The following is a 24,724-nucleotide window of genomic DNA, read 5'->3' on the forward strand; positions in this document are numbered from 1 at the left end:
CGATCTCAATGATTTCACCACGCTGATCTTCTATGATATGGCGTTTAAGCTATTCACGTTCCGGCAGGCGAGCCGCAGGTCATGGCGCATCAACCAGACCGCGCCGCGGGTGGAGGTGTACATTTTGTACTACCGGCACACCATGCAGGAGCGTGCTGTCCGGCTGATGGCGTCCAAGCTGTCGGTCGCCGGTATCATCGAAGGCGGGATTATGACGGATGAAGGTCTCGCTGCGATGAGCGAAAGCGAGGATATGATGTCTGTGCTGGCCAAGGAGCTGGCCGAAGGTATCCGGCATGACAATGCCGTCGAGGACATCGCCGCTTCTTTCCGCAAGATGGCCGTGCTGCACCCAGTCGCGAAGCAGAACGTACAGGAAACAGAGCGTAAACCACGAATCAAGCCCGTGCAAACGAGGACAAAACCAATGTTACAGCCTGTGCAGCAACCGGAACAGCTATCGTTCTGGGAACTGGCAGGTTAAAGGAGTGGATGAATGATGCGTTTTACAGCAAACCGTTCCGAATTGCTGCCCATCCTACGACGCTGCAGCTTGACGATCGGCAGACGATTTGAAAGCCGCGAACTATCGTGTGTCCTGATGGAAGCCGACGCCAAGACCAATACCGTCATGTTCACGGCGCGCAGCAAGGGTTGTGTGCTGCAGATCCGGCACGGTTGCCGCGTGGAACAGGAGGGCAAAGCGCTGTTGTTCGCCGCCGTTTTCCAGCGGATGCTGGAACTGTTTTCGGACGAAGCGACATCGGTCGCGACGGATGACCGGCGGATCGAGGTGCGCAATGCCAAGTCGGCCTATGAATTTGCGCTCATGGATGTAAGCAAGTATCCCAAGGCGGATCAGTCTGCCCCGGAGCAACTGCTGGACTGCGAAAAGCTGAGCGAGATCAGTACTAAGGTGCTGTTTTCTGCTGCGCGCGGCGACAACACCCGGCCGCAGCTAAAATGTGTGCGTCTGCAGGTTCATGACGGCCGTTTCAGCGCATCGAGCTGCGACGGATACCGCATGACTGTTGCGAGCGACACGGCGGCGCAAGACGCGCCGCTGGACGTGTTGATCGAGGCGGATGTGATGAAAACCTTGCTTACCGTATTCCGCGGCATTCCGCACTGCAAAATCGGTACCAGCGACGGCAAGGCACTGTTTATCGGGCCGGGTCTGGTGTTCACGGCGACGCTTGCAAGTTATGGCGCGCTCAATCTGGATACGCTGCTGAGCAATTTCCAGACGAAAAGCGCGTTACAGCTGGACGGCGCTGTGCTCAGCGCAGAGCTTCGCCGGATCGGCATTGGCCATTCGGCTGGCGCCAGCGTGATTTTGCAGACGACAAGCGATGTGCTGCGCTTGTCTTATATCAGTGCAGACAAACAGCCGCTTACCAGCGTTTCGGAAGTGCCCGTAGAGATCGACACGCCGCTGCCAAAGGAAGGCTTCTGCTATAACTATTCCTATTTGCGAGAAGCTGCGACCTTGGTACAGGGCAGTGCGGCCCAGATCTGTTTTGACAGTAAGGGGACAATGCAACTCTGCACGGAGCATGAGACGCACATCCTGATGCCCAAACGGATGCCGCAGGTGAACGCAACCACGAAAAAGAAGAAGAAAGCTGCGTAAAGGAGAAGTGTATGAAGAACAAGAAGTTGATCCTGATCCCCGCTTCCGCTGCAGAGCGCATTTATCCGCTGCGTTCGGAAAACCGCCTGCTCAGTGCCGTCGGTCAGTTCGAGCCCAAGAGGCTCAACTGCTGGTACCCGGTGCAGAGCTATTTCCTCACGACGCAGAGCATTGATGAGGCCAACGTGGTATTTCACCGGCTTTGCAAGACCGTTTTGCGCAATGCCCAGACCATGCGGCGGTTCTGCGCGGCCAACCCGGAAGCGCAGCAGCATGACTTCTGGTGCCCGACATACGACTTTGTGTATTTCGGCGCGGTCAACGACTACCGGCTGCGCTGCATGATCAACCACGGGGATTTCAACTACATGATGATGGTGTATCAGAAAAAACAGGATAATTTTTTGAAGGGAGCTGCCTGAAATGAACGAAAAGACCATGAATCGACCTTTGTCTGAAGCAGAACGCGCGCTCGTGGAGCGCTATCACAGCCTGATCTACCGTGTGATCGGCGATTTGCACCTTGGTGCGGACGCGGCGGCGGATTTATACGGCGACGCGGCGCTCGGTCTGGTATTTGCCGCACAGCAATACCTTACTGAGGAACGGCTGCAGAAATACCGTTTTTCCGATGTTGCGTACAGCCGTATCCGCAACGCCCTGCTGCGCCAGCGGCACAAGGCGCGCAAAGCGCCCGTAGTGCTCAGTCTGGACGCATGGCAAAAGGACGGCAGCACGTTGTATGATGTCCTGCCGGACGACCGTAATGCTGATCCGGCCGAGATTGTGACCCGCAAGGAGCACAAACAGGTGCTCCGTCAGCACGGCGTGCGCAGCTGCAAGGTGTATCGGTTCCCGGTTTATGCCGCCCCCGGAAAGGAGGCGGCATGAGATGGGCGTGCATACCGGCGTTTTTGTGGTCTACTACCTGTACCGTTCACGGTATTCGTTTGTTGCAGGCCATTTGGTGAAAGACGGGCATCATGTGGTCGATCTGAGCAATATCAGCAATGCGCTCAAGTTCACCTCGGAGCACATGGCACGGGAGTTTATTGGGGACGATCTGAACCGTCCGGCAGATGGACCATATTTCGTGTCTGAGCTTACGCTCGGTGAGTTGCTCGAACACTGCCCGGAATTGTATGAAGTACGACGCGCAAGCATACATGGAGGTGCTGCATGAGTAAGAAAGGCTTTCGTCAGCGCAGCTTTGCTGAACCCGGCTGCATCGGCTGTGATGCACATCTGGATTTCGGACTGAGCCGCTATTGTGCTGGTTTCAAGAACAAAAAGCGACGCAAGGCATTCCGCAAGAGCGATCCGGCGTATAAAGCGCCAAAGTGGTGTCCCAAGCGGAAAAGCCCCTGTGAATATCGCATTTACAGTTATGCGGACGCACAGGCCGCGGCACTGGCACGGGCGTTTGCGGAAGATGAAATCAGTAGCGGGGAGCTTGCTTTTCCGGTTGCCCATCGTTATCGGTTGTGCGCGGAAGGCAAAACCGGTCTTACGCCGGCATTGTTTTTTGAAAATGCAAACAGCCCAGACGAAATGCCGCTTTTGGAAGGCGAGGAGATCGGACAAGGCGACGTGGTGGAGATCGACACCGGACTGGCTCAGTTTTTCTTCTACTGCGCCGCGTCGCACGATTTCCGTCCGGCATTTTTCGATCCAAAACGTGTGCAGGGACTTGCTGATGGTGATAAGGCGTGCTAATGCCAAATTGATTTCTCAATGCAAAAAGCTGTTGAAAAAGGAGAAGTGACCCATGCTGAGAGATAAGATGCTGGCAGTAATGGATGAAGTAAACGGCGAGATCGCAGAGCGTGAGGAGTTGATCCAGATGATCGCGCTCGCACTGCTCTCCGGTCGCAACCTGTTCATTCTGGGAGCGCCCGGACAGGCCAAGAGCTTTGCGGTCAACGAGTTCCGGGGGCGTATCACCGGGGCAAAGCAGTTTGAGCGTTTGCTGTCCAAGCAGACGGACGAAGAAGCCCTTTTTGGGCGGCTGGATCTCGCCAGCCTCATCCCGGGCGCTGTCCCGGCGCAGGTGCTGGCAGACGATGCCACGTATCAGAAGCTCAAGCAGCAGCTGAAACAGGCAACGGATGATTTTCGCGCCGACCCGGCGGACACCGGTGTCGCTTCGCGGATGCAAAGCCTGACAGCAGCACTGGAACAGTACCAGAAGGGGCTGTCCCTGCTGCACGGCGGTACGCCGACAACCATCACCGCAGGCAAGATTCCGGATTCGCACATCTGCTTTCTGGATGAGATCTTCAAGGCCGGGGATGGTCTGCTCAATTCGTTGCTGACTGCGCTCAACGAGCACCGGTATACGAACGAGGGCGTGACGGTAGAGATTCCTGTGATTTCGTTCTTCTCGGCATCCAACGAGATGCCGAACTTTCGGAACAAGGAGGAACAGATCCTCGCGCCGCTCTATGACCGCTTTCAGCTTCGTGTGGTGACCCGCGATGTGCAGGAGCGCAACGCGCGGCTTGCCGTCCTGAAGAACAAGCAGGACGGGCATTTTAGAGATGTGACGGCAACCTTCTCACTGGAGGAACTGTATGCCATGCAGGCGCAAGTGAAGCTGGTTGCCATTCCGGATGCCGTCAATGAGCTGATGGACGATGTGCTGTGCGAGCTGCGCCGGGAGGGCATCACGGTGTCCGACCGTACCTATTTCGGTTACGGCCCGGTGGCGCAGGCGGCTGCCTGGCTTGCCGGACATACCGAGGTGCAGCCGGCAGATCTGCTCCAGCTGAAAAACTATCTCTGGAACGAGCCGGGCGAGATCGAAAAGGTACAGGCCGTGCTCACGCGCCTGTGCGACGATCCACTCCGCACGCGGCTCGAAGAACTGCTGGCCAAGGCAGCCGAGATGCGCAATGCGTTTGACACTGCCCCGGACAACGGAAAGGCCAAAGCGCTGGTACAGCTGCGCACGGGCTTTGCCGGTCTCTATCGCGAGTGGCAGGCACTGGATGCCGGAACCACTACCGATGAACAGCACCGGCAGTCTGCCGACGCGCTGAACACCTTGGAAGAGATGAGCCGCAAGGCACATGAAGCGTGTGCTTTCACCCCCGTGCCGCTGGCTCAGCTTGCCGTATTACAATCCGCCGCTTGATGGAAGGAGAAAGAATTTATGCTTAACAAGATTATCCTGATCGGACGAATGACGAAAGACCCGGAAAAGCGTGGCAAAGACCCTGAAAAGCCGATCGCGTATTTCCGCATCGCGGTAGACCGCGATTTCAAGCGAGAAGGCGAGCCGGAAGCGGACTTTTTCGACTGCTCGGTTTTCGGTCAGCAGGCGAAGTTCGTACTACAGTACGGTCGCAAAGGTCGTCTGGTGTGTGTCATAGGTGCGATGCAGCACCGCGAATGGCAGGACCAGCAGACCGGCGAAAAGCGCACGGCATTTGAAGTGGTGCGTGTCGAAGTACATTTTCTGGACAAGAAACCGGATGATGTGCAGACCGGCAAGCCGGCGCAGCCGACAGCGGCGCCTAACACAGGTTATACTGTTCCGCAGAGCGCAGCTCCTGTCGCACCCGGCTACATGGCGCCCGCGCCGCAGCCGACTATGCCGCAGGCAACGCCTGCAGCACCGGCCGCACCGGCAACCGTCATGCAGGCACAGTCTGCCGCTGGTTACCCGCAGCCCGTACCGGGCGCGGCAGCGCAGTTTGCGGTACCCGATTTCAGCGGTGTGCCGGAAAGCTATGCGTGGGGACCGGGCGGTATGCCGACCGGCAACACGCCGTTCTGAGAGAATCACAAGGTTAGTAAAAATGGAAAAGCAGGGCATTTACCCTGCTTTTCCTCCTTGCTGATGGGAGGTTTGCATGAAATATCGTTTTTTCTCTCTGGATCAGGTATTGCACTCGCCGCTGTTTGACTTCTCCAAACCATATCAGCCCCCAAAGCGCATGGACCGGAGTACCCGTCCGACTCGGCTGGGAGATATGGACTTTGCAAAGACAAGCGAACCGTACTATCTGGAGGACGACGTGAAGCCGTTGCTCGCCGATCTGTTCCATCTGCTGTTTGCACAGGAACTGCGGCTGACCCGTACAGACGAACGAGATGTATATGTGCGGCTGGTGCAGTCTGCCTTTGTAGACGATCTGCTGAAGCGAGACGACTTCTTGCAGCTGCGCAATCTTTGTAAAGGCAATGCGTTTGCAGCAATGGAAGCGGCACGCGCATACCAACAGGCTGTGGAGTCCGACATGCTGGACTGCGCCGAGGAGGCAGAGCCTCTGGCATCCGTCCTGACGCGATTGGAACGGCGGCATGATGCGACTGACGCAAAACTCCATGATCTGGTGCAGCAGGCACAAACCGACCCGGCGCAAACGCCGGCGGTATTGCAAGCTGCATCGGAAGTTGCAAGCAATGCAGAACAAATCCGTGTGGTGACCGGCATGATCCAGGCAAAGATGCAGAAGCGCAGCGCAGAAATTGCACAGGTGATCTTCAATGCGGTGCGTTGCAGTCTGGATGCGGCTGTGCTGGCGAAATGCGTAGCACAGTGCTGGGGCGACGAAAGACAAAGTGCGCCGCAGCAGGCGGAACACAATCAGGCTCTGCTTGATCGTGTCAGGAATAACCCTATGCTACAAGGCATCACGCGTCAGCTGGGACGCATGAAGGAAATGCTTTCCGATCTGCGCAAGAACGATTACTCGTATGGCCGAGGGGAGAAGTACACTGTCACGCGCGGACGCGATATGAAAAACCTGCTTTCGGGTGAATTGGCGCTGATGGCCTCTCCGGCCACCATGCCACTGTTCCTACGCAAGTACCATGCAAAAGGCTTGCTACAATACGCCAAACGGGAGCGCGTTCATAAGGGCTACGGAGATGTGATCGTCTGTCTGGATGAATCCGGATCAACGGAAGGCGAAAATGCGGAATGGGGCAAAGCGCTGGCGCTTGCAGTGCAGGATATCTGCGCACACGAGGGGCGTAAATTTGCGCTGGTCCATTTTTCCGGTAAAGGTCAGTTCCGCACCGACCTGTTCCTGCCTGGGCAGTACTCATCTCAAGATCTGCTGTCTGCAGCTGAACACTTTTTTGACGGCGGCACCGATTTTGAGACACCGATCCGGGAAGCACTTCGGCTGATAACCGAGGAAGCGTTTGAAAACGCGGATATCCTGTTTATCACCGATGGCGAAGATTCCATTTCCAATGAATTGGCATCTGAATTGCAGGAAGCAATACAGGGTGCAAGGTGCGCTGTGGTAGGTTTGCTGTTGGATGCAGATAGTCCGGGTATGGAGTTTGTGCTGGAAAAGTTCTGTGAACGGGTTTATCGTGTAAGTGAAATGTATGACAAAGATGATATCCTAACCCATCTGTAAAATACACATCTTATATATCGAAAGACCATGCTGTGCTTTGTAAGAGCTCAACATGGTCTTTTATTTATGCGAGAATAAGTATAATAATTTCTGATTCGACCTAATTCGACATAATTTGCAACAGCTATGTGCTTAAATTGATTTGTCGAAGAAAGTCGAATTATGTCGGATAGAAAGGTGATTTTAATGCAAATTATGCTTACTTCTATTGCTAAAGCGAAAACTCTACACTATGTGAACCGATTGTGGCTCACTGTAGAGTGAAACTGTGCTATTCTTACGATAGAAACAGAAATTACAGACGATTCCGTTTTATGGACAAATCATCGGAGGCATGAACATGCAAGAAGGGTTGGGAGTCAGACTGCGTAGATTGCGCATCAGTCAGGGATTAAAGCAATCCAGTGTCGCAAAATCCGTTGGGGTAAAGAATGGAACGATTTCGGCATATGAGAATGGCATACGAACCCCTTCGTTCGTTACTTTGACAAAACTTGCAGAAGTCTACGGTGTTTCCGTGGATTATCTGATTGGAAACGAATACAAAAATGAAACCGTGTTTTCTCATCTGCATGGTTGGCAAAGAGAGTTTGTAGTGGAAGTTGCAAACCTACTGATACATAAATACAATCACTAATCTGCGATAACGTCAGCAAGCATTCGTGGTATTACGAATTACGGTAATCCATTTGTACTCGCAAAACGGATGTTTGCAGACCTTATCTATATATCATTTGCACCTTGAAAATAAAAGAGCATGGGTGCGCTCCTATGAAGCAAGCGCCGGAAAGCTGCAACCCGCTGGGTTAAATGAGCAGATCAGCAGCGACCATCGGCGGCTGAATACCGATGGTCTCATTTAGAGAGCAGTTGTTTCACAAATGAAAAAGATAGGCTACAAATATTTTAATAGAACAAGCCATCTGGAAAATATGTTAAACATATTTAAAATGTCAAAGAAAAGGATTATGTCGATGTTTGACTCGCATCAAAATGTATTATTCAGCTCTGGGGTTGGATAAACTCTATATAAAGGAGGGATTTTATGCTGACCAATACCAAAGAAACCACCGTAACATGCGGAAATTATGTGATTTTGGAAGAATTTGCGAAGGAACGGTCGGCAACCGATGCGTTATTTCAGTATTATTCCAGAAAAGTGAAAGAATCGTATGTAGCCACGCATTAAGCCTTGGGGTTGAGGATAGGAAACCTGAGCCATGATAAACCATTGATTATGGACAGAACTATGCTATACTAAATTGTGTAGAATGGTTCTGTTCTGTATTTTGGTAAGGAGGCAAAATGCAGAATGAACAATATAGTTCATCAATCAATGTCATATGCGACTGCGCTCAAGCAGTACATTGCAATCGGATACTATCGACTGTCCAAGGAAGATCTGAAGTATGGCGAAAGTGAGAGTATCGAGAACCAACGCGCCATCGTCAGAAATTACTGCGAAGCAAATGGGATTACACTGGTTGGAGAATTTGTGGACGACGGCCGATCCGGTTTGAACACGGATCGTGACGGCTTTCAGCAAGCGTTGAGCGTTCTCGAATCTGGACAGTGCAACATGTTTCTCACGAAAGACTTGTCTCGTCTTTCTCGTGACCATATCGAAGCGGATCGTTTTATTGAAGAGGTTTTTCCTCAGCTCGGAATTCGATATGTGGCCGTCGATGATAATGTTGATACTTTGAAAGAGTATGATATCATCGTTCCATTCAAAAATCTGTTCAATGAGATGAGTTCCAGAGACACTTCAAAGAAGGTTACACATGCGTTGCAAGTCAAGCGTGAGCGGGGAGAGTATTGTACCCGCGCACCATATGGATATCGAAAAGATCCAGCAGACAATATGCATCTGATTCCGGATGACAGATGCGATTGGGTAGTGAAGCGTATTTTTTCGCTCTATGCTGAGGGTGTAAAGCCAAAAGAGATTTGTCGGATTTTCAACGATGAGGGCATTCCAACGCCGACTGCTGTGAGGGGGTGGCTCAACCCTCATGACGGACGAAAAAATAGGCATGTTACACTCAGAGATCCATCCGTTCAGACCGGGTGGGACAAGAGTACAATCTATGTGATTCTCAATAATCGTGTGTATCTTGGCGATACGATTCTCGGAAAGACAAGGCGAAAAAACTTTAAGAAGAAGATCAGCGAATATCGCCCGAAATCGGACTGGCTAGTAACACCTAATACCCACACAGCGCTAGTCAGTCACGAGTTATTTGAGCGATGTCAGCAGATGAAAAATGCAAGAGGAACAAAGACAACATTTCGGAATATGTTTTCCGGTTTTGTATTTTGTGATACCTGCGGCGCAGCCATGACGATTACAAAAAAATTTTCCGAGCGGGATGGCAGCGAAGTGCGCGGGCTGCGTTGTGGCACCAACATTCGTTTTGGCGCCAAAGGATGTCAAAGTCACAGTATCCCGTATGATGATCTGATCGCCGTGGTTACAGAGCGGCTCAATTATTATCTTTCCATGACACTATCCGAACGCAAAAGACTTGTCGAATGTTTGACAGCCAGTATGGCGGGAGAGACAGAAACTGAGATCCTGAAAAAAAGAATTGCAGATTTAAAGCGGAAAAACGAGCGGGATGTACAAAGTATTACCGCTGCCATATCCAAGAGTGTGGAAGGGCTGCTGGGCCAAAGTGCACTCGATAGTATGCTCAAACAGTACAATCAAAATATTGAAGCGCGCAGCAAACAAATCGAACAGATGGAAAAAGAGTTAGGAAATCTCGGCGCACCGCTGAATTTCAGTCGATTTGTAAACGGCTTGGTCGGCAAACAGCCGATTCAGGAATTAACGCGCGAAGTGCTTGAGGAATTCGTTGAACGGATCGAAATATCCCATTATGAATTGCCCAAGGGAAAGAAGTTGCGCCGAGCCTGTTATGGTTCGTGCGGCCAGCAAATTAAGATTCAATATAAGTTTATGCCGGATATTATGCTGGCGGAAAAGGTCAAAGAAGTCGTTTGACCCCGCGCAAATTCTAATAATAGACCGATTGCAAGTCCTTCCAGCGCAAGTGCTGATGTGACAAAAGACGGGGAGGAGCTTGCTTTGGGGCGTCCTCCCCGTCTGCTTTTGAACGGCAGCCGCATATTGACAGATCCCTGCCGAATAGATATACTAAAACAGTAGATTCCCTTTCCTGGAAGCAGTGCTGACGGGTAAGCCTCTACGAAATCTATATGATCTGCTATCAAAGATATGGTCTGCGATGAAAGAACCGGAATGAGGTCATTTTGCGTCCTGCATCGTTTTGCAGGGCGCATTTTTGCGAAAAGGAGAGTTTTTATGGAAAAGCGCATTGCCATTTTGGGCATCGTCGTATTTGACCGAGAGGCCAGCGCAGAGGTAAATCGTCTGCTGCATGAGTACGGCGAACATATCATCGGGCGCATGGGCATTCCGCGTGAGGGATGCTCGATCATCACGGTTGTGATGGAGGGTGCTAACGATACGATTAACGCGCTGTCCGGTAAGCTCGGGCGCCTGAAAAACGTGCAGGTCAAATCTATGATGGCGAAGTAAGGAGTAGAAAAGTATGAAACGATTTTTGGCAGGTTTGTTGGCGGTAGCGGCTTCGTTTTCGCTGCTCACAGGCTGCGGGCAGCAGAACAATACGGCAGACGGTCAGGAACAGCAGACGCAGCAGTCTGCGGTGGAGCCGGGTTATGAAGAGGGACTGACCACGCGTGTGGCTGCGCTCAAAGGCCCGACCGCGATGGGATTGGTCTGCCTGATGAGTGAGAATGAGGGGGAGGACGCACATTATTCGTTTGACCTGTACACCTCAGGCGACGAGATTGTCCCGCTCATCGGCAAGGGGGAAGTGGACATTGCCCTGATTCCGACCAATCTGGCTGCAACGCTTTACCAAAAGACCGAGGGCGGCGTGCAGGTGTTGGACGTCAACGCGGGTAACGTGCTGTACGTGGTTTCGCACGATGAAGCGCTCACCGACTTGAGCGGTCTGAAGGGTAAGACCGTTTATATGACCGGTAAGGGCACTTCGCCGGACTGGACACTGCAATATCTGCTCGGCAAAGCCGGCATGAGTGAAAGCGATTTGACCATCGAGTTTAAGGCCGAGGCGACCGAGGTCGTTTCCGCGCTGGCGCAGGATGCGTCCGCGGTTGGCATTCTGCCGCAGCCGTTTGCTACGGTGGCAATGCTGCAGGATCAGGAGCTTTCTATGAACTTCCCGCTCGAAAACGCTTGGAAGGAATACAGCCCGGACGGCAGCGGCATTGCGACCGGTGTGACCGTGGTACGCACGGAATTCGCCAAGGAGCATCCGGCGGCAGTTGCGCAGTTTGTGCAGGATCATCAGGCGTCGGTCGCGGCGGCGGAGGAAAATCCGGCGGATGCGGCGGCGCTGATCGAGCAATACGGCATTGTAAAGGCGGCGGTCGCGCAGCAGGTGATTGAAAATTTCAATCCAATGGTGGCCACGACCGGCGAGGAGATGAAAACATGGGTTTCCGGTTATTTGGAAATGCTGTATGAGGTAGCACCGGATGCGGTGGGAGGAAAACTGCCGGATGAAGGCTTCTACTATCTGGGATAAACGCTGGGTTCGCGTCATCGCGGCGACGGTGTTTTGGCTGGGGCTGTGGCAGGCGGTATCGCTTGCCCTGCCTAAGCTGTTGTTTGCAGGCCCTGCACAAACCGTGCAGAGCCTGTTTTCCATGATTAGCACTGCGGATTTCTGGCTTTCGATCGGGTATTCTATCGGAAAAATTGCGGGCGGATTTGTGTTGGCGTTTGCGTTGGGATGCCTGCTTGCCATATTGGCCCATCGGGCGATGCTCGCGCGGGTGCTGCTGGAGCCTGCGGTGCAGATTATGAAAAGCGTGCCGGTGGCCTGCTTTATTGTGGTGGCGCTCATTTGGGTGCGGTCGGCATGGATTTCGGTCTTAACGGCGTTTTTTGTCGTGTTTCCCGTTGTGTACATCAATTTGCAGCAAGGACTGACCAGCGTGGATGCAAAAATGCTGGAAATGGCGCGCGTGTTTCGCTTGTCCGGTGGCAAGCGGTTTCGCGCGGTGTACTTACCCGCTGTGGTGCCGTATGTGCTGGGCGCGTGCCGTGTTTCGGTCGGCATGGCGCTCAAGGCGGGCGTTGCGGGCGAAATCATCGGCCTGCCACGCTGGTCGATTGGGGAGCAGCTCTATCTGTCCAAACTGTACCTCAACACGGCCGACTTGTTTGCGTGGTCGATGACTATCATCGCGCTTAGTCTGCTGCTGGAAAAGCTGCTGGTATATGCTGCCATGGTCCTACAAAAGAAATGGGGGGCCGCCGCATGATAGCATTTCATGGAGTGAGCAAATCGTTTGACGGCAAGGCTGTGCTGCACGGCCTTCACTGGCGCATCGCGCCGGGAGAGCGATGGCAGGTACGCGGTGCGTCCGGCATCGGCAAAACCACGTTGCTGCGGCTGCTGATGGGGCTGGAAACGCCGGATACCGGCTGCATCACGGGCCGGGAAGGGCTGCAGTTTCTGCCGGTGTTTCAGGAGGACCGTCTGGTCGAGCATTGGAGCGCGGTCGGGAATGTGTCGCTGGTGTGCGCGGATGCCGTGCGCGTGCGCACGCTTTTGTGTGCGCTGCTGTCCGAGGATGCAATCGACCAGCCGGTGCGGACGCTGTCCGGCGGGATGCGCCGCCGCGTCGCGCTGGCGCGCGCATTGGCTGCGGAGGGCGATGTGCTTGTGCTGGATGAGCCGTTCGCGGGTCTGGATGAGCAAACCCAGCGGCAAGCGACGGCAGTGATGGAACAGTATCGAGCAGGACGCACGCTGGTGGTGGTGTCGCACGGCACGGATGACTTGCTGCGCGGCTTTCAGATACTGGATTTAAACGAATGACAGACGGCTGCCCGAAGAGGCGGCCGTTTTTGTGGTACGGTGCAGCAAAGGTTTGCCAAAGGGCGGGGAAATATGATAAGATAGCATGCGTAAAGGTTGTGATATAAAATGCAAAAGGGAGAAGCGGCAAAACTCAAGCTGCTGCTCAGCGGTATTTCGGCGCGACTGACCAAAAACCGGGATTTTTTTGTGCAGGCGGTCGGCGCATTCACTTCGGGAAAGAAAAAGTTTGAAGCGAAACTGACGCGTGACGGCCAGGACTATCGGCTGTGCTTTCAAGGCGCAGAACGCACGGTGGATGCGGATGGCTTCTGCGCGTTTTTTGTCGAACAGGCGGAGAAATTTGATGAAGCAGTACTGACTTACACCGAGCGCGGATCGGTAGTGACGCTTTCGGTCACGCCGCGCGGTGTGCAGATGAAGCAGGCCGAGCGGCAGGCGACAGCGGAGGAGAAAGCGGCGGCCGCCAATCCCTTGCTCGACGCGGGACGGCAGTATCTGATTCGCGTGGATCACGCTGCTGCGCTGCTGCGTGAAATCGGCATTCTGACCGCGGATGGCAAGCTGAAAAACGACATGATCCGTAAGTACAACCAGATTGATCATTATGTGGAGCTGGTCGCACCCATGTTCGAGCAGGACGACAGCGAGGAAATCGTGTTGCTCGACTGTGCCTGCGGCAAATCCTATCTTAGCTTTGTCATGAACTACTATCTGCATGAGGTGCTGCGACGCCGCTGTCGCGTGATCGGCGTGGATATCAACGAGCATGTCATCGACGAGAGCCGAGCGATGGCCAAGCGGCTGGGATATCATAATATGGTGTTCCAGTGTGCCGACTTGCGCACCTATCAGCCGCCTAAGGGTGTAACAGCAGTAATTTCACTACATGCCTGTGATATTGCGACCGATTTGGCACTGGCAACGGCCATCCGCGCTCGCGCGAAATATATCGCGTGCGTGCCCTGCTGTCATAAGGAACTGCTCGACCAGTATACGTTGCCGGGACTCGAGCCGCTGACCAAATTTGGCGTATTCAAGGCCCGCTTTAACGACGTGCTGACCGACAGCATGCGCGCGCTCAAACTGGAAGCAGAAGGATATAAGGTGTCGGTGGTGGAGTATATTTCGCCGCTTGACACGCCGAAAAACCTTCTTATTCGCGCGGTTCGCACGGGACGGGACAATCCGCGTGCCCGCAAGGAATACGACGCAGTGCGTCAGGCGGTCGGAACGACCTCGGAGCTGGATAGGCGCTGCGCCGAAATGGATGCGGAATTCTTTGTCACAGACGAAGATCTGATTTTGTAACACCAAGTTTGCCTCTGAATAAACTGGTAATGAAGTCTCTTCAATCAATATTTGGAGGTAATCTACATGGCTGAAAAAGTCTGCTGCCCCGGTCCGATCTGCGGCAGTAATAACAATAACGGCACTGCCGGCGGTTTCCGCGAGGCAGTCTGCGTTCACACCAAAAAGGTTTACGATTCCTGCCGCAGCAAAGAGTGCTTGCGCGACATCCGTGTGTATCTGTGCCGTGATGCGCAGGAGCTGCTCAACGCCGGTGGCATCGCTTCGGTCAAGCCGCGTGCAGCTGAGCTGCTGTGCGTGAAGATCGACGTGGAACATGTTCAGTTTAAACGCGGCTTGCGAGGTTACCACATCGCGGCAGGTGAGGATGGCAGCAACGGATAAATTTGCAGATGCAGGTTGCCGGGGTGATTTGCGGTGACGCGCTCTGTTTTCGTGTAGACAATTTTGTCGATGACGGTTTTGAGCAATCGGTTCTGCTCACGGGCACTCTCTGCCTGCTCGTAGGCGTCAAGAACATGCTGTAGCTGAGGTGCAAAGGCGCGGCGGCGTGCGTTTTCGTGTTCCAGATGTTTCAGCTCGGCCTGTATTTCGGTTTGTTGGCGGAGGAGCGAGGCGCGCTCGGCATCGAGCGCGTTTTTGCGTTCGAGGTATAACGCGGGGGTATACACCCCGGTCTCGACCAGCTCAAAAGCGCGGTCTATGCGCGCATTCAGTTCGGACAGACGTTTGTCCAGCAGCTGGAGTGAGGCACGCAGCGGCGCAGCATCATCCTGACAAGGGAGGGAGCTGCCGTCGGGCGAATAGCCGGCCAGCCAGAGGCGCAGCGTGTCGAGCACCATGCGCTCGATTTCGTCATAGCGGTGCGAAATGGTCGGACAGGCCGAGCGGGAAATACAGAAGATAAGCGGCTCGCGCGGGACGGTCTGCCGGTTGGAGACGCAGTTGCGCTGCATCTTGCGGCCGCATGCACCGCAGACAATCAGGCCGGTAAAGGCGTTTTTCTGTCCCTTTCCGGCCGGGACCGGGGGCGCGGGATGGCTTGCGAGGATTTCCTGTGCGCGGCGCCAGTCCTCACGGGAAACAAGCGCTTCATGCCGCCCCTCATATAATTGCACGTCCTTGGCGGTCAGACGAACAACTTTGAGACGGCCGTTCACCACCTCCTTGCGGGTTGGACGGCGGGTGCTGGTGGTGTACCCTGCATAGTGCGGATTGTGCAGCAGAAGGGACACACGGCGGTCGGTCCACTGATTACGTGTGCCTGGCGGCGGGGGCAGCAGGCGGTTGAGCCGTTTTTTAATTTGCGAGATGCACACATCTTCCTGTACGAACCAGTGAAATATATTCTGCACGATGGGAGCGGTTTGCGGGTCGGGTTCAAGCGAACCGCCCTTTTCACCCTTGAGTTTTATTTTGCGGTAGCCGAAAGGCGGCTGTCCGGCGGTGTATTTGCCCTCGCGCCGTGCGGCCTGCACACCGGCGTTCAGACGGCGGCGGATGGTTTTATATTCGCGGCGGGACATGAAAAGCCCAAACTCAAAGTACTCCTCGTCGTACTCGTTGTTGGGGTCAAAGGTTTTAAACGGCGTGATGATGCGGGTTTCCGAGTATTTGAAGGCGCGCGCGACAATGCCTTGGTCAATGCTGTCGCCGCGCGCCAGACGTTCAATTTCCATAACGATAACACCGCGCCACTGTCCGGCTTCGACCTCCTGCAGCAGTCGCTGCATCTGCGGACGCGCGGCAATGGTATCTCCTGAGACAACCTCTTCGTAAATTGCCCCGACCGGCAGGCCGCGCGCCTCAGCCAGTTCGGTGAGTGTTCGGCGGTGACGGGCGAGCGTGTCGCCTTCGCCGCGCGCTTCGGCCTCCAGATCTTGACGGGATTTGCGCAGATAGATGCAGTATTGCGTCGGCATGGAATCCACTCCTTACGATAGTGTATTAACATCCTATCAGTGGTATATGTAAAAAATGACATGCCGGGGACAATCCGGCGCATAGGATACGGCGAAGGAGGCGGTCTGTATGGCTGTTGCTGCGACCTATCATTATGCGCACGGTACGGTTTCCGTTTGCGATGACGCTTATCGTGAAGTTTCGACGGAGGAACTTAAGCGCCGCGAAGAGCACATGTGGCGTGCGGCGCATGAGATTGTGTTGGGGGCGCAAGCCAAACGGCAGGAATCGGAAAAATGAACAGGAGCTGGAAATGTTTTTTGACGCGCCAAAATCCGTCAAATTGTAGTGATTCTTTTTGTTCAGTTTTTGCTCTTTTCACACAACATGTGGTGTGCTATAATGAAAACCTACACCAAATAGCATGAGTGAGGAAACGATAATGGTTCGAGTAATCAAAAAAGATAATACAAAAGAAGCTTTTAATATTCAAAAAGTGGTGATTGCGGTCAATAAGTCCGCAAACCGTGTGCTGTATACGTTTACCGAGGAAGAGTTGCGGGCGATTTGCGACCATGTGGAAGGCTATATCCGTGACCACGGCATGACTGAGGTGCAGATTTGGCAGATGCACAACATCGTCGAGGCTGCGCTCGAAGCCGTGCGCCCAGAGGTCGCCAAAAGCTATCGCGATTACCGCAACTATAAGCAGGATTTTGTCGGCATGCTCGACAGCGTGTACAAAAAGAGCCAGTCGATTATGTACATCGGTGATAAGGAGAATTCCAACACGGACTCCGCGTTGGTGTCCACCAAGCGCAGCCTGATTTTTAACCAGCTCAACAAGGAGCTGTATCAGAAGTTCTTCATGAACACCGAAGAGCTGCAGGCCTGCCGCGACGGCTATATCTATGTGCATGATATGTCTGCACGCCGCGACACGATGAATTGCTGCCTGTTTGATGTGGAGCATGTGCTCAAGGGTGGCTTTGAAATGGGTAATCTGTGGTATAATGAACCTAAGACACTCAATGTTGCCTTTGATGTCATTGGTGACATCGTGTTGTCCGCAGCCAGCCAGCAGTATGGCGGCTTTACTGTGCCATCGGTCGACCTGCTGCTTGAGCCGTATGCCGAGCGCAGCTACAAAATGTTGACTGAAAAATACAGCCGTCTGGGACTGGACGCGGAGACCGTGGAAAAAGAGGTCATGGCCGACATTCTCAACGACTTTGAGCAGGGCTTCCAGGGCTGGGAGTATAAATTCAACACGGTAGCGTCAAGCCGTGGCGACTATCCGTTCATCACCATGACCATGGGTACTGGTACGGGTCGCTTTGCCAAGCTTGCGTCCATCACGATGCTGAACGTCCGCCGCAAGGGACAGGGCAAGAAGGGGCAGAAAAAACCCGTGCTGTTCCCCAAAATCGTGTTCCTGTACGACGAAAATCTGCATGGACCGGGCAAGGAACTCGAGGACGTGTTCGAGGCGGGCATTGAGTGTTCGTCCAAGGCGATGTATCCGGACTGGCTCAGCCTGACGGGCGAGGGCTATGTGCCTTCGATGTACAAAAAGTACGGCGCTATCATCAGCCCGATGGGCTGTCGTGCGTTCCTGTCCCCGTGGTACGAGCGCGGCGGGATGAAGCCTGCGGATGAGGAGGACAAGCCGGTCTTTATCGGTCGGTGGAACATCGGCGCGGTGTCGCTGCACCTGCCGATGATTTATGCCAAGGCACAGCAGGAAAACCGCGATTTCCACGAGGTGCTGGATTACTACCTCGAGCTGATTCGTCGCCTGCATATCCGCACCTATGCGTACCTCGGTGAAATGCGCGCGTCCACCAATCCGCTGGCCTATTGCGAGGGCGGTTTCTACGGCGGTCATCTCAAGCCGTCGGACAAAATTAAGCCCATCATGAAAACCGCGACGGCATCGTTCGGCATTACGGCGCTCAACGAATTGCAGGAGCTGTATAACGGCAAATCACTGGTTGAGGATGGGCAGTTTGCGCTTGATACGCTCGAATACATAAACCAGAAGGTCAATCAGTTTAAGGAAGAGGACGGCAATTTGTATGCCATCTATGGTACGCCGGCCGAGAGCTTGTGCGGCTTGCAGGTCGAGCAGTTCCGCCGCAAATACGGTATCATCGAGGGCGTGTCCGACCGTCCGTATGTCTCCAACAGCTTCCACTGCCACGTTACCGAGGACCTGACCCCCATTGAAAAGCAGGATTTGGAGGGCCGGTTCTGGAACCTGTGCAACGGCGGCAAGATTCAGTATGTCAAGTACCCCATCGACTACAATCTGGAGGCAATCCGTTCGCTCGTGCGCCGCGCGATGCGCATGGGCTTTTACGAAGGCGTTAACCTGTCGCTGGCGTACTGCGACGACTGCGGACATGAAGAGCTGTCGATGGACGTTTGTCCCAAGTGCGGCAGCCGCAACCTGACCAAGATTGACCGCATGAATGGCTATCTGTCTTACTCGCGCGTCAAGGGTGACACGCGCCTGAACGATGCCAAGATGGCGGAGATTGCAGAAAGGAAAAGCATGTGATGCGCTATCACAACATAACCAAAGACGATATGCTCAACGGAGAGGGCCTGCGTGTTGTACTATGGGTGGCCGGCTGTGGACATGCCTGTCCGGGCTGTCATAATCCCGTGACGTGGGATGCGGACGGTGGCCTGCCGTTCGACAGCGACGCAGAAGACGAGCTGTTTGCGGAGCTCGGCAAAGATTATGTGTCGGGTGTGACGCTTTCGGGCGGCGATCCGCTGTTTCCGGCTAACCGTGCGGATGTGGGAGCTTTATGCGCCCGCATCCGGCAGCGCTTTCCGGACAAGACCATCTGGCTGTATACCGGCTATACCTGGGAGGAAATTCAGGATTTGCCGCTGCTGGAAAATGTGGATGTGGTCGTGGACGGACGGTTTGTGCAGGCGCAAGCGGATTCCCAGCTGCATTGGCGTGGCAGCGCCAACCAGCGGGTGATCGACGTCGGGCGTACCCGTGCGTCACAGGAAGTTGTTTTACTATAAAAAGTATGGATAAGGAAGGCGGATATATCATGCAAAAGGTTGCAAAATTTCACAAGGTATCAGAACAGCAGTTTCTCACGGATTGGTGCAGCGCAACCGGAAGCAGCACGAGCGAGGCAAAAGCGGTCTATGAGAAGATTCGCCTGCCGCGTCGGGCGACGGTCGGCTCCGCAGGTTATGACTTTTTTGCACCGGAGGCATTTTCTCTTGTGCCGCACGAAACCATCCTGATTCCGACTGGTATCCGTGTGGAAATCAAGGATGGTTGGGTGCTGCAGCTCTATCCGCGTTCCGGGTTGGGGTTTAAGTATTGCCTGCAAATGGACAATACGGTTGGTATCATTGACAGCGATTATTTCAATGCCAAAAATGGAGGACATATCTTTGTCAAGATGACCAACCAGAACCGACAGGGCAGAAACCTTTCGGTTGCTGCGGGTGAAGGTTTTGCACAAGGCATCTTCCTGCCGTTCGGTATCACGCAGGATGACGATGCGGACGGATGCCGAGAGGGCGGCTTCGGAAGCACAACGAAATAAGAAAAAAGGCAGGATAGAGGAGGCTTTCATGAAAAAACACCATCTACCACATGTTGGAAAAACCATTGGCTGTATCGTGCTGGCAGGCTGTCTGCTGTGCGCCAGCACGGTTCCTGCGTATGCGGCAGCTTCGTTACATGGTATGGATGCAGTCGTGCGTACCGTGCGTGCAGCAGGGCCGGGTGAATATTTGTATACGCAGCTCAATAACAACGAGAAGGCGGTCTATGATGCCATCGTTGACCAGATTGAGGAATTGACCCGCAACGACACGGACCCGTCGGGCGTGCAGGTGACTATTCCAAAGGATTCCGGATATTCCATTAGCGGCAAACCTGTTTTTGCCGTGTTCCGTGACCATCCCGAATTTTTCTGGGTGGACAGCTCAAAGCTGGTTTGGGCGGAAGGCAATCCCTCTATAGATGGGGATGGAAATGAAGTCTATGTGCTGTCATGCAAAACGCCCGGCGAATCCTTTTTCTATGATGGATTTACCACAGAGAATTTGCAAAGTTACCGAGATGGGCTGAACGATAAAGTCGATGAAATCAAGCAAAACGTGCCTTCTACAGCACTTGACGAGCTTGCAATGCTTAAATATCTCAACGATTGGATGGCCCAAAATAATGTATATAACGCGCAGGGACTTGCAGCCAGCAATTTTTCCCGCTGTGCGGCCAGCGGACTCTTAAGCGATAACAACGCAGCCACCACAGGCGATGATCCGGTCTGTTATGGTTATGCAACAGCCATGAAAGTGTTGCTTGATGCGTTTGGAATGGAAAATGCCTATATCGAGGGTTGGGCCTATAATACCAATAATCAGCCGAACGGTGAGCAGCATGCGTGGAATTATGTGAAGCTCAACGACGGTACCGGTCAGGAGCAATGGTATGCGCTTGACCCGACTTGGGATGACCCCAGCGTTTCCACGCTTCCGGCGCGTCAGGTCTATTTTCTGGTTGGCAGCAATACTGTCACCGAAAAGAATCTGCCGGGTTATGAGACCTTTGGGAAAAACCATGATTCTTCAACTGCGAAGTCTCCTGCCTATAAGGAGCATAAATTTACCTATCCGACGCTTGCTTCCGATGCACGCGACCCCAGTGCAAGCGGCGATGTAATGCTGGATAAGGGGGATGGAAACCCTACGGCATACGATACGCTGGATGCGGCTATGCAGAATGCCGAATCGGGCGATAGAGTAATTTTACAAAATTGTGTGCAGCTGGACAGCACCATCACGCTGAAGGATGGCGTCACACTTGACCTGAATGGTCAGACCGGCGGTAACGTTTCTTCTCCTTGTGCAATCACGGGAACGGCAGCACCGGTTTTTCGTACCGAAGCGGGTAATTCGGCTTCAATTATCAATTCGGGACGGTTTACGGCAGTCAAGCTGAACGGTAGTGAGACAAAAGTAGTTGAAAACAATGGTTCTCTGACGTTGGGGGGCAATGTGCAGTTTGCCAGTTCCACGCAGCCAATGGGTGGTTCTTCTGTTATTGCGGGCAATACGCCGCTCAAAGCACCTCATGTGCGCTATGTTGCCAGCGGAAAATTTGCAACCGCTTATCTGGTTGCCGAGCCGACCGCACCGGCAGCGGGCAGCTTTGCCGCGCAGGATGGCAATACCGTGCAGGATTTGCTGGACGGACTGCCGCAGCCTTCCGTGCAGATACAGTATTATGTCAATAGCAGCAATCTCACCAATGTTCCTGCAGGGGAATACAGCTTAAATTGGAAACTGAAGCAGTCGCCCAATGGCGGCAGCGCAATTCAGCCTACGGACTCGCTGCAAAACGGTACCTATCACTTGGAAGCACAGGCGTATGACTATACCATTCCGTACGAGGTAGAGGTCAGTGGTTTGACCGTTGCGCCGCAGGAGATTGCTTCAGTATCTCTGACCGGTTTGGACGCGCCGATTGCCGGGCAGACGCTGGACACCACGGTAACCGTGGGTACAGCCGGCGTTTCGGCTTCGAGTGTGACTTGGGAGCCGGGAGGCAGCGGTACGGCAGAACTTGATACAGTCTATACGGCGGTGCTGACTCTAACGGCGGAATCCGGCTATGCTTTTTCTCAGGCTGTTTCGGTTACGGTTAATGACCAGTCGGCGCAGGTCGATGCGCAGCCGGATGGTACACTGTCTGTGCGCATTGCGTTCCCGGCAACCGCTTCGCAGACCGCCGCGCCCACGGCACAGCCTGCTCCCGGGCGATATCAGACAAATCAGACGGTGGTATTGACTTCTGCAACTCCTGATGCTGTTATCTATTACACGATCGATGGCAGTGAGCCGTCTGCGGCAACCGGTATCCGGTATACCGCGCCCATTGCGGTCAATGGCGCTGCGGGGCAATCGGTGAAAACGCGCATTCGAGCGGTTGCGGTTACGGCGGGCCTTCTGGACAGCGCGGCAGTCACGCTGGAGTACGAAATTGCTCTGCCGAGCACTTCGGGCGGTGGCTCCACTGGTGGCACGTCTTCGAGCAGCAGCAGCTCTTCCTCCGGCAATAAGACGGAAACCGTAATCCAGCCGGACGGTTCTACCATCACGACCGTCACCAAAACGGATGGTTCGACTACCCAGACCACCAAGCATCCGGACGGTTCTCAGTTGGTTGTAGAGACTAAGAAGGACGGTACCACCACAACAATGGCAACTGACGCGGCGGGCAACAAGACCGAGACGGTTAAGACTCCTGCCGGTGAGATAACTACTACGGTGGATAACAAGGATGGCACGGGTTCCGTGACGGTAACAAAAGCGGATGGGCATACGTCTGGTAAAGTTACGCTGACCAGTCAGAGTATTGCAAACGCGGTACAAAACGGTAACACGGTCGCGCTGCCCATGCCTGCGGTTTCGGCGACTCCGGACCGTGTGAGCGCGCCTGTCGTGACAGTAAATCTGCCGGACAGCAGCACGGTCAAGGTGGAGATTCCCGTCAAAGATGTAACGATGGGGACGGTAGCGGTTCTTGTCAAGAACGATGGCACTGAACAGGTGATGATGCAGTCGCAGCTTACAGAAAACGGCATTGCGGTTGCCATAAAGGATGGCGATACAGTTCGGATTGTGAACAATACCAAGCGGTATACGGATGTGCCTGCAAGTTATTGGGGAGCAGCTGCGGTTGACTATGTGACTGGTAGGGAGATTTTCTCCGGCACCGGAGCGACAACCTTTGCTCCGGAGGAGGCGATGGACCGTGCCATGATTGTCACGGTTTTGGCGCGGCTGGATGGCGTAGACACATCGGTCGGTGCGAACTGGTATGACGCAGGCCGGCAGTGGGCTATGCAGAAGGGCGTTTCAGATGGTTCGGATATGCAGTCAAGTCTGACTCGGGAACAACTGGCCGCCATGCTGTACCGCTATGCGGGCAGCCCGTCTGCTAATGGTGCGTTGGATGCATATAGCGATGGCGCACAGGTCAGCGCTTATGCGCGGCAGGCGATGGCTTGGGCCGTACAGAAGGGTTTGCTGACCGGTACATCAAGTACTACACTTGCGCCACAGGCGCAAGCCACTCGCGCGCAGGTTGCGGTCATTTTACAGCGCTTTATTCAGTCTATGGCATAACCGGAAAGCGGTAAATTCTCTTAGATGAATAGATGTCAAACTCCCGACGGGTTTCGCCCGTCGGGAGTTTTGTTGTATACTAAAAAGTGATTATCCACATTCCTGTTGACATGCAATTTACAGATATGCCCCAGCAAAGCATTTTCGGCATGGTTGTCTGCATAACCGGCATCATCTATCGGGTTCGTTTGGACTTTTTTGGGATTGCTTCGGCAAGAAGAATTTGTGGAAGTGTCACCTTTTTGCGGCACAACGCTTATAATGATGACAGGAGCGTGATGCGCAATGTTTTGTCGGGGTCAGGTCATCGGTCTGGTTTGCCTCTGTCTGGGCGTGGGCCTGCTGCTGGGCGGGCTGCTCTCGCTGTGCCTGCCGGTCTGGCTGCTTGCGCTGGCGCTGATCGCAGCAGGGTGGTTCCTGCTTCAGTGTTGACGGGAGGTGGACAGTATGATGAAGGTTGTTGTATGGAAGAGTCCGAAATATCTGAAAGGCATTTTGAGTAAGCTGTTTCATATTACCTGAGCGTAAAAGGCTGAAAAATGCATATGCGTCGGAGACGGGCGGTATGGCAAACGGCTGTGCCGTCCGTTTTCCTGTCAGAAAAAATCCAAATTTGCAAATTGTTCACAATTGAACGATTGACAGTGTTGACTGTTTTGCGTATGATGATGGTAGTAGAAGTACACGGAAGAGGAGGGAGACGATATGATATGGTGGGAAGAACGATTTTTGCTGGAAGCTGCAAAAATGGAAAAGCTGTATTGGAGCTGTGTTAAGGAAGCGGCAAGCGGCTATCGTCTGACGCCCAATGAGATTTCCGTATTGCTGTTTTTGCGGCGCTATGCGCCGGGATGGGATACGGCAACCGATATGGTGCAGCAGCTTGGCATATCCAAAGCGTTAATCGCACGCAGTGTGGATTGTCTGCACCGACGCGGTCTGGTGCAGGGTGAGCGTGATGATAATGATAGGCGCATCGTGCACTTACGATTATGCGGAGAAGGCGTTATGATTGCGCAGCAGCTGTATCAGAGCGGTTGCCGCGTGTCGGAGCGGCTTCGCCGGGATGTGACAGAGGAAGAAATGCAGATGATAAATACGGTTATGGATAAAATGCAACGTAATCTGGACGAAGTACTCAGAGATATGGAAGGAAAGGTGAAAGAATATGATTGAACCGGGCAAAGATTCCAAAACACCAAAGCGGCCGTTAATATTTTATTATGTGGTAACGCTGCTGGTGTTGATGTTGCTTAACTGGATGCTGGTGCCGATGCTGGCACAGCGGCAGGTTGTCGAAGTGGGCTATAATGAGTTTGTATCCATGCTGGATGATGGCAAGGTGCAGACAGTGGCCTACGAAGCATCGGAGAGTCAGATTGTGTTTGAGGCAACCGATGAGAACGGTA

General features: G+C 53.7%; 26 protein-coding genes and 1 pseudogene. 26 read left to right on the plus strand and 1 reads right to left on the minus strand.

What is annotated here, in order from left to right; genetic code table 11:
• From ACTQ34_RS13670 to ACTQ34_RS13755, 18 genes and pseudogenes are all read left to right on the plus strand, one after another.
• A pseudogene (locus tag ACTQ34_RS13670) lies at nt 1-484 on the plus strand (hypothetical protein); the annotation flags it as partial.
• A gap of 12 nt (nt 485-496) precedes the next feature.
• Nucleotides 497-1,633, plus strand: a complete 1,137-nt coding sequence (locus ACTQ34_RS13675; protein ID WP_441364293.1) for a hypothetical protein — start codon at nt 497-499, stop codon at nt 1,631-1,633.
• 11 nt (nt 1,634-1,644) lie between these two features.
• Nucleotides 1,645-2,055, plus strand: a complete 411-nt coding sequence (locus tag ACTQ34_RS13680) for a hypothetical protein (protein WP_441364294.1) — start codon at nt 1,645-1,647, stop codon at nt 2,053-2,055.
• Between the two features lies 1 nt (nt 2,056).
• Nucleotides 2,057-2,524: a hypothetical protein gene (locus ACTQ34_RS13685; protein WP_441364295.1), complete on the plus strand. Its 468-nt coding sequence runs from the start codon at nt 2,057-2,059 to the stop codon at nt 2,522-2,524.
• Between the two features lies 1 nt (nt 2,525).
• A complete protein-coding gene (locus ACTQ34_RS13690; protein ID WP_441364296.1) occupies nt 2,526-2,816 on the plus strand; it encodes a hypothetical protein in 291 nt (96 codons plus the stop codon).
• A complete protein-coding gene (locus ACTQ34_RS13695; RefSeq protein WP_441364297.1) occupies nt 2,813-3,349 on the plus strand; it encodes a hypothetical protein in 537 nt (178 codons plus the stop codon). Before ACTQ34_RS13690 ends, ACTQ34_RS13695 begins: the two co-directional genes overlap by 4 nt.
• Nucleotides 3,350-3,401: 52 nt before the next feature.
• Complete coding sequence (locus tag ACTQ34_RS13700) at nt 3,402-4,769, plus strand: AAA family ATPase (RefSeq protein WP_441364298.1); 1,368 nt, start codon at nt 3,402-3,404, stop codon at nt 4,767-4,769.
• A gap of 18 nt (nt 4,770-4,787) precedes the next feature.
• Nucleotides 4,788-5,414 (plus strand): single-stranded DNA-binding protein, encoded by a 627-nt coding sequence (locus tag ACTQ34_RS13705; RefSeq protein WP_441364299.1) that lies wholly within the window; start codon nt 4,788-4,790, stop codon nt 5,412-5,414.
• Nucleotides 5,415-5,490: 76 nt separating this feature from the next.
• Entirely contained in the window at nt 5,491-7,014 is a 1,524-nt protein-coding gene (locus ACTQ34_RS13710) for a vWA domain-containing protein (RefSeq protein WP_441364300.1), read from the plus strand.
• A gap of 340 nt (nt 7,015-7,354) precedes the next feature.
• A complete protein-coding gene (locus ACTQ34_RS13715; protein WP_302666925.1) occupies nt 7,355-7,651 on the plus strand; it encodes a helix-turn-helix domain-containing protein in 297 nt (98 codons plus the stop codon).
• Between the two features lie 408 nt (nt 7,652-8,059).
• Nucleotides 8,060-8,203 (plus strand): hypothetical protein, encoded by a 144-nt coding sequence (locus tag ACTQ34_RS13720; RefSeq protein WP_441364301.1) that lies wholly within the window; start codon nt 8,060-8,062, stop codon nt 8,201-8,203.
• A gap of 123 nt (nt 8,204-8,326) precedes the next feature.
• On the plus strand, nt 8,327-10,024 hold the full coding sequence (locus ACTQ34_RS13725) for a recombinase family protein (RefSeq protein ID WP_441364302.1): 1,698 nt from the start codon (nt 8,327-8,329) through the stop codon (nt 10,022-10,024).
• A gap of 321 nt (nt 10,025-10,345) precedes the next feature.
• On the plus strand, nt 10,346-10,582 hold the full coding sequence (locus ACTQ34_RS13730; RefSeq protein WP_441364303.1) for a TM1266 family iron-only hydrogenase system putative regulator: 237 nt from the start codon (nt 10,346-10,348) through the stop codon (nt 10,580-10,582).
• Between the two features lie 13 nt (nt 10,583-10,595).
• Entirely contained in the window at nt 10,596-11,621 is a 1,026-nt protein-coding gene (locus ACTQ34_RS13735; RefSeq protein ID WP_441364304.1) for an ABC transporter substrate-binding protein, read from the plus strand.
• A complete protein-coding gene (locus ACTQ34_RS13740; RefSeq protein WP_441364305.1) occupies nt 11,596-12,363 on the plus strand; it encodes an ABC transporter permease in 768 nt (255 codons plus the stop codon). Before ACTQ34_RS13735 ends, ACTQ34_RS13740 begins: the two co-directional genes overlap by 26 nt.
• The gene (locus tag ACTQ34_RS13745; protein ID WP_441364306.1) at nt 12,360-12,923 is read left to right on the plus strand and encodes an ABC transporter ATP-binding protein; all 564 of its coding nucleotides are present in this window, start codon (nt 12,360-12,362) and stop codon (nt 12,921-12,923) included. The genes ACTQ34_RS13740 and ACTQ34_RS13745 overlap by 4 nt, the downstream gene beginning before the upstream one ends.
• Before the next feature lie 108 nt (nt 12,924-13,031).
• On the plus strand, nt 13,032-14,234 hold the full coding sequence (locus ACTQ34_RS13750) for a class I SAM-dependent methyltransferase (protein WP_441364307.1): 1,203 nt from the start codon (nt 13,032-13,034) through the stop codon (nt 14,232-14,234).
• A gap of 66 nt (nt 14,235-14,300) precedes the next feature.
• Nucleotides 14,301-14,618 (plus strand): hypothetical protein, encoded by a 318-nt coding sequence (locus ACTQ34_RS13755; RefSeq protein WP_441364308.1) that lies wholly within the window; start codon nt 14,301-14,303, stop codon nt 14,616-14,618.
• Here ACTQ34_RS13755 and ACTQ34_RS13760 read toward each other — a convergent pair.
• Complete coding sequence (locus ACTQ34_RS13760) at nt 14,579-16,156, minus strand: recombinase family protein (RefSeq protein WP_441364309.1); 1,578 nt, start codon at nt 16,154-16,156, stop codon at nt 14,579-14,581. The two genes, ACTQ34_RS13755 and ACTQ34_RS13760, sit on opposite strands and share 40 nt — an antisense overlap.
• A 109-nt stretch (nt 16,157-16,265) precedes the next feature.
• Between ACTQ34_RS13760 and ACTQ34_RS13765 the strand changes: the two genes are divergently transcribed.
• The 8 genes from ACTQ34_RS13765 to ACTQ34_RS13800 form a co-directional block, all read left to right on the plus strand.
• Nucleotides 16,266-16,436, plus strand: coding sequence for a hypothetical protein (locus ACTQ34_RS13765; RefSeq protein ID WP_441364310.1), 171 nt, complete (start codon nt 16,266-16,268; stop codon nt 16,434-16,436).
• Nucleotides 16,437-16,578: 142 nt separating this feature from the next.
• On the plus strand, nt 16,579-18,699 hold the full coding sequence (gene nrdD / locus ACTQ34_RS13770) for an anaerobic ribonucleoside-triphosphate reductase (RefSeq protein ID WP_441364311.1): 2,121 nt from the start codon (nt 16,579-16,581) through the stop codon (nt 18,697-18,699).
• Entirely contained in the window at nt 18,699-19,184 is a 486-nt protein-coding gene (nrdG, locus tag ACTQ34_RS13775) for an anaerobic ribonucleoside-triphosphate reductase activating protein (RefSeq protein ID WP_441364312.1), read from the plus strand. Before nrdD ends, nrdG begins: the two co-directional genes overlap by 1 nt.
• A 29-nt stretch (nt 19,185-19,213) precedes the next feature.
• Nucleotides 19,214-19,723, plus strand: a complete 510-nt coding sequence (locus tag ACTQ34_RS13780) for a deoxyuridine 5'-triphosphate nucleotidohydrolase (protein WP_441364313.1) — start codon at nt 19,214-19,216, stop codon at nt 19,721-19,723.
• Between the two features lie 28 nt (nt 19,724-19,751).
• A complete protein-coding gene (locus ACTQ34_RS13785; RefSeq protein ID WP_441364314.1) occupies nt 19,752-23,315 on the plus strand; it encodes an S-layer homology domain-containing protein in 3,564 nt (1,187 codons plus the stop codon).
• A gap of 285 nt (nt 23,316-23,600) precedes the next feature.
• Nucleotides 23,601-23,747, plus strand: coding sequence for a hypothetical protein (locus tag ACTQ34_RS13790; protein WP_302664904.1), 147 nt, complete (start codon nt 23,601-23,603; stop codon nt 23,745-23,747).
• 273 nt (nt 23,748-24,020) lie between these two features.
• On the plus strand, nt 24,021-24,491 hold the full coding sequence (locus ACTQ34_RS13795; protein WP_441364315.1) for a MarR family winged helix-turn-helix transcriptional regulator: 471 nt from the start codon (nt 24,021-24,023) through the stop codon (nt 24,489-24,491).
• Nucleotides 24,484-24,724: ATP-dependent metallopeptidase FtsH/Yme1/Tma family protein (locus tag ACTQ34_RS13800; protein ID WP_441364316.1), on the plus strand; the 241-nt coding region annotated here is incomplete at its 3' end. The genes ACTQ34_RS13795 and ACTQ34_RS13800, both read left to right, overlap by 8 nt.

The organism is Agathobaculum sp. LCP25S3_E8 (assembly GCF_052117165.1).
GTDB lineage: Bacteria > Bacillota > Clostridia > Oscillospirales > Butyricicoccaceae > Agathobaculum.